8 protein-coding genes are annotated in these 7560 nt (G+C 68.7%); 6 read left to right on the forward strand and 2 right to left on the reverse strand.

Annotated features, from left to right (window positions below):
- The 6 genes from Q0C81_RS13470 to Q0C81_RS13495 all read left to right on the forward strand — a co-directional run.
- A partial coding sequence (locus Q0C81_RS13470; RefSeq protein WP_291838797.1) for a hypothetical protein occupies positions 1–831 on the forward strand: 831 nt, incomplete at its 5' end.
- A gap of 109 nt (positions 832–940) precedes the next feature.
- A complete protein-coding gene (gene xth, locus Q0C81_RS13475) occupies positions 941–1738 on the forward strand; it encodes an exodeoxyribonuclease III (RefSeq protein WP_291838800.1) in 798 nt (265 codons plus the stop codon).
- Positions 1739–1749: 11 nt separating this feature from the next.
- Positions 1750–2256, forward strand: a complete 507-nt coding sequence (locus tag Q0C81_RS13480; protein WP_291838819.1) for a hypothetical protein — start codon at positions 1750–1752, stop codon at positions 2254–2256.
- A gap of 81 nt (positions 2257–2337) precedes the next feature.
- Positions 2338–3243: a cobalamin biosynthesis protein CbiG gene (locus tag Q0C81_RS13485; protein WP_291838802.1), complete on the forward strand. Its 906-nt coding sequence runs from the start codon at positions 2338–2340 to the stop codon at positions 3241–3243.
- 41 nt (positions 3244–3284) lie between these two features.
- Positions 3285–4289, forward strand: a complete 1005-nt coding sequence (locus Q0C81_RS13490) for a glycerophosphodiester phosphodiesterase (protein ID WP_291838806.1) — start codon at positions 3285–3287, stop codon at positions 4287–4289.
- Between the two features lie 141 nt (positions 4290–4430).
- Positions 4431–4688, forward strand: a complete 258-nt coding sequence (locus Q0C81_RS13495) for a hypothetical protein (RefSeq protein ID WP_291838809.1) — start codon at positions 4431–4433, stop codon at positions 4686–4688.
- Between the two features lie 48 nt (positions 4689–4736).
- On the opposite strand, the gene glyS is transcribed toward Q0C81_RS13495, so the two are convergent.
- Positions 4737–6980, reverse strand: coding sequence for a glycine--tRNA ligase subunit beta (gene glyS / locus Q0C81_RS13500; protein WP_291838812.1), 2244 nt, complete (start codon positions 6978–6980; stop codon positions 4737–4739).
- Complete coding sequence (locus Q0C81_RS13505) at positions 6980–7429, reverse strand: endonuclease domain-containing protein (RefSeq protein WP_291838816.1); 450 nt, start codon at positions 7427–7429, stop codon at positions 6980–6982. The genes glyS and Q0C81_RS13505 overlap by 1 nt, the downstream gene beginning before the upstream one ends.
- Positions 7430–7560 lie beyond the last annotated feature (131 nt).

Here is a 7560-nt window from a genome sequence, read left to right on the forward strand (position 1 = left end):
CCGCCCCCCGCCGCCGCTTCGCCGCGCCAGCGTCGCCAGGACCGTTCGCGCCCGGCTCCCGCCGCGCCGCCGACGCCGGAGCAGGTCCGCGCCGCCGCCCAGGCCCAGCTGACCGCCGCCAGCGTGACCTGCGAGCTGGTCGAGGCCACCAATCCCGGCGTGATCGGCGAGTCCCAGGTCTATGAAACCGCCTGCGCCGGCGGCGAAGGCTACATCCTGATCGCCTCGACCCCGCCGCAGGCCTTCGGCTGCATCGAGCTGGCCGGCACCGCCGCCATCGCCCGTGCGCGCGATCCGAACGCCGACGTCGGTCAGCAGTGCGCCCTGCCCGCCAACCAGAACGGCGTCGCCGTCATCGGCGGCTGGGCCCGCGCCGCCGGCGCGACCTGCACGGTCGACGAGGCCCTGGCCATCGGCAAGAGCGACGGCAACAACATGGTCTACGAAGTCGGCTGCGCCGGCGCCGACGGCTACTGGCTGGAAAAGACCGCCACCGGCTGGGATCTGAAGGATTGCCTGCAGATCGCGTCCATGAACGGTTCGTGCCGCTTCACCACGGCCCAGGAACAGGCCCAGAGCTTCCAGCCCAAGCTGGCCGGCACCGACGCCTCGGATTGCAGCGTCACCCAGGTCCGCATGATGGGCGAGAACGCCAACGGCCGCTTCTACGAAGCCAAATGCGCCGCTGAGGGCCAGGGCTATATCGCCCGCGTCAACAACGAAGGCGTGACCCAGCAGGTCTACCCCTGCGCCACCGCCCAGCGCATCGGCGGGGGTTGCACCCTGACCCCGGCTCCGGCCGCCGCCCCGGCGACCGGCGGCCGCCCCTAAGGCGTCCTTACGGCCGAACGATCAGCGCCCCGGAGGAAACTCCGGGGCGTTTTTCGTTGCGGCGATCAGCGCTTCACAGAGCCCCCCGACGCGCCTTAGCTTGCACCCCATGCGCATCGCCACCTGGAACGTGAATTCGGTCAACGCCCGCCTGCCCACCGTGCTGGCGTGGCTGGAAGCGGCCCAGCCTGACGTCGTCGGCTTCCAGGAAATCAAATGCGTGGATGAGAAATTCCCGCGCGAGGCGTTCGAAAGCCTCGGCTACAACGTCGAGGTCCACGGGCAGAAGACCTATAACGGCGTCGCCCTGCTCTCGAAATTCCCGATGTCCGAGGTCCGTCGCGGCCTGCCCGGCGAGGACCAGTCCGGGGTCGAGGACGAGGGTGTCCACTCCCGCTACATCGAGGCCCTGATCGAATGCCCGCGTCCGGTGCGGGTCGGCTGTCTCTATCTGCCCAACGGCAATCCGGTGGAGAGCCCCAAGTTCGCCTACAAGCTGGGCTGGATGGAGCGGCTGGAGGCCCACGCCCGGACCCTGCTGGCGCAGGAAGAGGCCTTCACCCTGTGCGGCGACTATAACGTCATCCCGACGCCTGAGGACGCCAAGAATCCCTCCGCCTGGGTCAACGACGCGCTGTTCCAACCCGAGAGCCGCGCCGCCTTCCGCGCCCTGCGCTACCTCGGCCTGAGCGATGCCGGCGAGCTGGGCAAGCAGCCGCCGGGAACCTACACCTTCTGGGACTATCAGGCCGGCGCCTGGCAGCGCGACCACGGCATCCGCATCGACTTCCACCTGCTGTCGCCGCAGGCGGCGGACCGGTTCCGGGGCGTTGAGACCCACCGGGACGCCCGCGACATGGACAAGCCGTCCGACCACGTCCCCGTGGTTGTCGAGCTGGAGGACTGACCTTGAGCGAGGTGTTCCGGGTGGTCCTGCTGGTGGCGCTGGCCGCGGCGGCGCTGACCACCGGGGCGCTGTTGCTGGTCTGGTGGATGGAGCCCGTGCGCCGGATGCGCCGGGCGCTGCTGAAATCGCTGGGCGCGGTTCCCGAGGCCGAGGCCCTGTCGCCCGCCGAGGGCCGCGCCGCCGGGCTGGACTTCGACGGGGCGCAGGTCGCCGTGCTGTGGAACCGAGGCGCGGCGGGACTGGTCTACGCCTTTGAGGAGATCGAGGGCGGCGAGATCATTGTCGACGGCCATGTGGTCGCCCGGGTGCGCCGGGGCGAGGCGCGCAAGTCGCTGGACATCCTGGCCCCCGACGCCGAGCAGGTGGTGCTGCGGCTGATGTTCGCAGACGCCCGCCATCCGGAGTTCGAACTGGCCCTGTGGGACGCTACCCTGCCCGTCCAGACCAGCTCGCCCGGCGAAGCGCTGCGGCTGGGCCGCCGCTGGCTGTCGCATCTGGAAGCCCTGCTGAAGGGTTGAGCGACTGCGGGGTTCCTCCCCCGACGCGAGAGCGCTAGAAGCGCCCCCAACCTGTTTTGAGTAAGCCTGAAGGAGCCCGCTGTGGCCCGCCTGTTCGACGCCGTGATCATTGCCGACTGGACCGCCGCCGAGGGCAAGAAGCTGGGCGATCAGTCGGTCTGGATCGGCGTGGCCAAGCGCGACGTGCGCTTCCGCCTCTACACCGAGACCCACAACACGGCGACGCGCGCCGAGGGCGAGGCCCTGCTGAACAAGCTGGTCTCGGAACACCGCAAGCGCGGCGACCGCGTGCTGGTCGGTTTCGACTTCAACTTCGGCTATCCGGCGGGCACGGCGGCGCGGCTGAAGCTGGACGGGACCCCGTGGTCGGCGATGTGGAAATTCATCGCGGCCAACATCGTCGACAAGGCGGACAACTCCAACAACCGCTACCAGGTCGCGGCCAAGATCAACCGGCTGATGACGGACGAGGCCTGGCCGATGTGGGGCGCGCCCGCCAAGCAGGCGCAGCGCTGGCTGACCACCACCAAACCGCCCGCGGGCGCCGGCGCCGACATCCCCGAGTTCCGCGCCACTGAGGACGCGGTGCGCAAGGGCAAGCTGCAGCCCAAGTCGGTCTGGCAGATGCACGGCGCGGGCGCCGTCGGCGGCCAGACCCTAGTGGGTATCCCGATGGTGCGCCGCCTGCTGGAGAGCCTGGGGCCCTCGGGCGCCGTCTGGCCCTTCGGCACCGGCTGGCGCGCGCTGGACACGGCGGACGTCGAGCCCCTGTCGGCCGTGGTCGTCGAGGTCTGGCCGTCGATGTTCGACGCCAAGCCGGAAGCGGGCGAGTTCAAGGACCAGGCCCAGGTGCGCACCACCGCCGAGGCGCTGGCGAAAATGGATGAGGCCGGCGACCTGGCGAAGGCCTTCGCCCCGCCCAAGGGCGCGGACGAGGCCCTGATCGCGCGGGTCGAGCAGGAAGAAGGCTGGATCCTGGGGGCCTAGGCCTTCACCGGCCTGTCGTCCGGTTGAGCTATCGCTGCGCCATGTTCCGGATCATCCTGACCGCCCTTCTGTTGCTGACCGCGAGCCCCGCCGTGGCCGACGTGCTGATCATCGCCCATCGCGGCGCCTCGGGCGAACGGCCCGAGCACACCCGCATGGCCTACGAGCGGGCCATCGAACAGGGCGCCGACATCATCGAGCCCGACCTGGTCATGACCCGCGACGGGATCCTGGTGGTCCGGCACGAGAACGAGATCGGCGGAACCACCGACGTGGCCGCCCATCCGGAGTTCGCCGACCGCCGCGCGACCCGCGACATCGACGGGGAGTCTGTCACCGGCTGGTTCACCGAGGACTTCACCCTGGCCGAGCTGATGACCCTGCGCGCCCGCGAGCGGCTGCCGGCGCTGCGCGGAACGGCCTTCGACGGGCAGGAGCCGATCCTGACCTTCGAGCAGGTGCTGGCCATCGCCCGCGAGGCCTCGGCGCGGACCGGCCGGACCATCGGCGTCGCGCCGGAGCTGAAGCATCCCTCGCACTTCGCCGCCCTGGGCCTGCCGATGGAGGACGCCTTCGTGGCGGTGCTGGAGCGGCACGGGCTGACGGGCGCGACCGCGCCGGTGCTGGTCCAGTGTTTCGAGGTCGGACCGCTGGAGCGGCTGAGCGCCCGGATCGACACGCCCCTGCTGCAGCTGATGGCCGGCGAAGGCGGTCCGGCGGACCGGCCGGCGCTGACCTATGCGGCGATGGCGACGCCTGGGGGGCTGGCGGCGGTGAAGGCCTATGCCGACTGGATCGGGGCCGACACGGCGATGATCGAGCCGACGCCGGGCGCGCCGTCCTCGTTGATCGCGGACGCCCACGCGGCGGGGCTGAAGGTCGCCGCCTGGACCTTCCGGGCCGAGAACGTCTTCCTGCCGGAGGCGGACCGGGTCGGGGCTGAACCCGCAAGCCACGGGCGCCTGCGGGAGCGGCTGGCGCGGTTCGCCGGCTACGGACTGGACGCCGCCTTCATGGATCAGCCGGGGCTGGCGAGACGGCCCTGAGGCCAAGTCCTTGAAATTCCGCCCCTGGCGTCGTTAACGACCAGAACGGGTGAAGGCCTGGCATTGACAACCCCTGATCGTCACCCGAGCGTGCCGTCGGCCCTGCATCAGCAGGGCATGGCAGACTTTGGAGAGTGGACGATGAAACTTCCCCGTATCCTGCTTCTGACCGCCCTGGCGGGCTCGATCGCAGCGGCCGCAGCCGGCCCCGCGGCGGCGCAAACCAGCTACTACTGGGGACCCCAGACGATGGGGTATATGTATACCTATTACATCAACGGCCAGCTGGTCTCGACCAACTACATGGGCTGCGACGGCTGGGAATCCTGGGACGGCTACAACGGCTGGCCGGACCTGACGATGGGCGACTCGTACGACTACACCAGCTGGGAATGTTGATCCCGGCATGAGCGGGCGGGACGGTTCGCCGTCCCGCTTTTTCTCTCCCTACCCCGCGATCTGGCCGAAGTCGGCGACCCGGCCCATGACCGCGCGGACCTGACCCAACAGCTTCAGGCGGTTGTCGCGCTCCTCGGCGACATCCGAGTTGACCATCACGTCCGTGAAGAAGGCGTCGACCGGGGCGCGGAGCGAGGCCAGCGCCTTCATGGCGGCGGCGAAGTCCTCGGTCTCCAGCGCGGCGTCCACGGCGGTCGCGGCGGCGGCGGCGGCGAAGGCCAGGGCGGTCTCGGGCTCTGGCTGGTTCGGCAGGCCGGTGCTGACCATGCCGGTCGGAACGGGCCCCTTCTTCTCCTCGGCCTTGAGGATGTTGGACGCGCGCTTGTAGCCCGCCAGCAGATTGGCCCCGTCGTCGGTGGCCAGGAAGGCGTCGAGAGCCTCCACGCGGCGCACGATGCGGACGAGGTCGTCGTCGCCGAGGGCGAAGACGGCGTCCACGAGATCGTGGCGCTTGCCCTGGTCGCGGAGGAGGACCTTCAAGCGGTCGGCGAAGAAGGCGAGTACACCATACTCGTCTTCCTGTTCGCCCACATCAGCTCCGAGATCATATACCTCTGAAAGCATTACATCTCGGTTCTTGATCAGGTCTTCGGGCTTACCAGCAAGCTCGCCAAGAATTTTGGGAGAAAGTTTCCCGATATCCTCAATTGAGAAGCTCTGTTGTTCGCGCGCTTTCACAATCAGGGCATCCATACGCGCTCGAAGGCCTTGAACAGCCGCAGCGTTACTCAATCGAAGTCTTGCTTGGTTCTCCAGCACCAGCCGGATCACCCCCAGCGCCGCCCTCCGCAGGGCGAAAGGATCCTTCGAGCCCGTGGGTTTCTCGTCGATGGCGAAGAAGCCGACGAGGGTGTCGAGCTTGTCGGCCAGGGAGACCGCCACCGTCAGCGGGGCGGTCGGGACCGAGTCCGAAGGGCCCTGTGGCTTGTAATGATCGCGGACGGCGTCGGCGACGGCGTCGGGCTGGCCGAAGGCGCGGGCGTAGTAGCCGCCCATCACGCCCTGCAGTTCCGGGAATTCGCTGACCATGCCCGAGGCGAGATCAGCCTTGGACAAGCGCGCGGCGGCCTCGGCCTGATCCGGATCAGCGCCGACCAGAGGAGCGATCTCGCGGGCCAGGGCCGCGATGCGCTCGACGCGCTCGGCCAAGGTGCCCAGCTTGGCGTGGAAGGTGACGCCGGACAGCTTCTTCGACCAGGCGTCGAAGCCGGTCTTCAGGTCCTCGTCCCAGAAGAAGCGGGCGTCATTCAAGCGGGCGCTCAGCACGCGGCTGTTGCCGGCGGCCAGGGCCTTGCCGCCGTCCGAGGCCTCGACGTTGGCAACGACGACGAAGTTCGGAGAAAGGACCAATGCCCCTTTCACGATCGAACCGTCATCTCGAACTCCGTCCATTCGCCCGGATACGGCGAAATACTTCTGATGCACCTTCATCGACAGGCGCACGACTTCCATCGGCAGGTCGAGGAACTGCGGGTCCATGTCGCCCAGAATCGGCGTCGGCCATTCGGCCAGGCCTGCGACCTCGTCCAGCAGGCCGTCGTCATCGACCAGGGCCAGCCCCTTGTCCGAACAGACCTTTTTCGCGGCTTCGAGGATGCGCAGCTTGCGGTCGGCGACGTCCAGCAGGACGAACTCCCGCTCCAGCTTGCCGCGGTAGTCGGCGAAATCCTTGACCGTGAAGGGCTTGCCCGAGCCGAGGAAGCGGTGGCCCTCGGTCGTGTCGCCGCTCTGAATGCCGTCGATGTCGAACGGGATCACATGGCCGTCGAACAGGGCGACGATCCGCTTCAGCGGACGGATCCAGCGCAGCGTGCCGGAGCCCCAGCGCATCGACTTGGGCCAGGGGAAGGCGCGGACGATCTGGTCGACCATCTCGGGGATCAGGTCGGCGGTGGCGCGGCCCTTCTGGCTGATGACGGCGAACAGGACGCCGTCCCGCTCGACCAGCTGGTCGCGGGTCAGGCCGGTCTTGCGCAGGAAGCCTTCCAGCGCCTGTTCCGGGGCGTTGGCGCGCGGACCCTTCAGCTCTTCCTCGCGGTCGGGCGTGGCGGTCGGCAGGCCCTCGACGACCAGGGTCAGGCGGCGCGGCCCGCCGAAGGTGGTCAGCGCCTCATACGACAGCCCGGCGGCCTTCAGCCGCTCGGCGGCCATCCGCTCCAGGTCGCGCGCGGCGCCCTGCTGCATGCGGGCGGGGATTTCTTCGGAGAAGAGTTCGAGGAGGAGTTGGGGCATCACAAGTCGCTAAAGCCCTTCCCCTCGAGGGGGAAGGGTTGGGATGGGGTGGTGGCAGGCTGTTTGAGGGTCGGCATGGAGGCGCGGATAGCGGCCTCGATCTCGCTGACGACCGTATCGAGTTCCTTGTCGATACGGGCATTGGGGATCCGGAGGACACGGAAACCTTGGCTCTTCAGCCAAGTATCGCGGTCGAGATCACGTAGAGCAACGTCTGTGAGTTCGTGAACGCCGCCATCGACCTCGATCACCAGCTTGGCCCTAAGGCACACGAAGTCGACCACATAGCCGCCCAGCGGAGCCTGTCGGCGAATGCGTATATCGAGGCGGCGAAGGCGCTCCCAAAGCTTCGCTTCGGCATGGGTCGGAGACGCGCGCAGACGGCGGCCGCGTTGAGCGCCGCCCGGCTTGATCCGGTCAGGACCGGTGAAGCGGTCATATTCCACCATCGAAGCCCTCCCTGCCGACAACGCCTCACGCGCTACATCCTGACAAGCACTGCCGCCACCCCATCCCCCGGCCCCTTCCCCCATCGAGGGGAAGGGGGGAAGAGATGCTCACGCCTCCGCCCTCTCGCGTT

This window comes from Brevundimonas sp., from assembly GCF_023259385.1.
In the GTDB taxonomy this organism is placed as follows: domain Bacteria; phylum Pseudomonadota; class Alphaproteobacteria; order Caulobacterales; family Caulobacteraceae; genus Brevundimonas.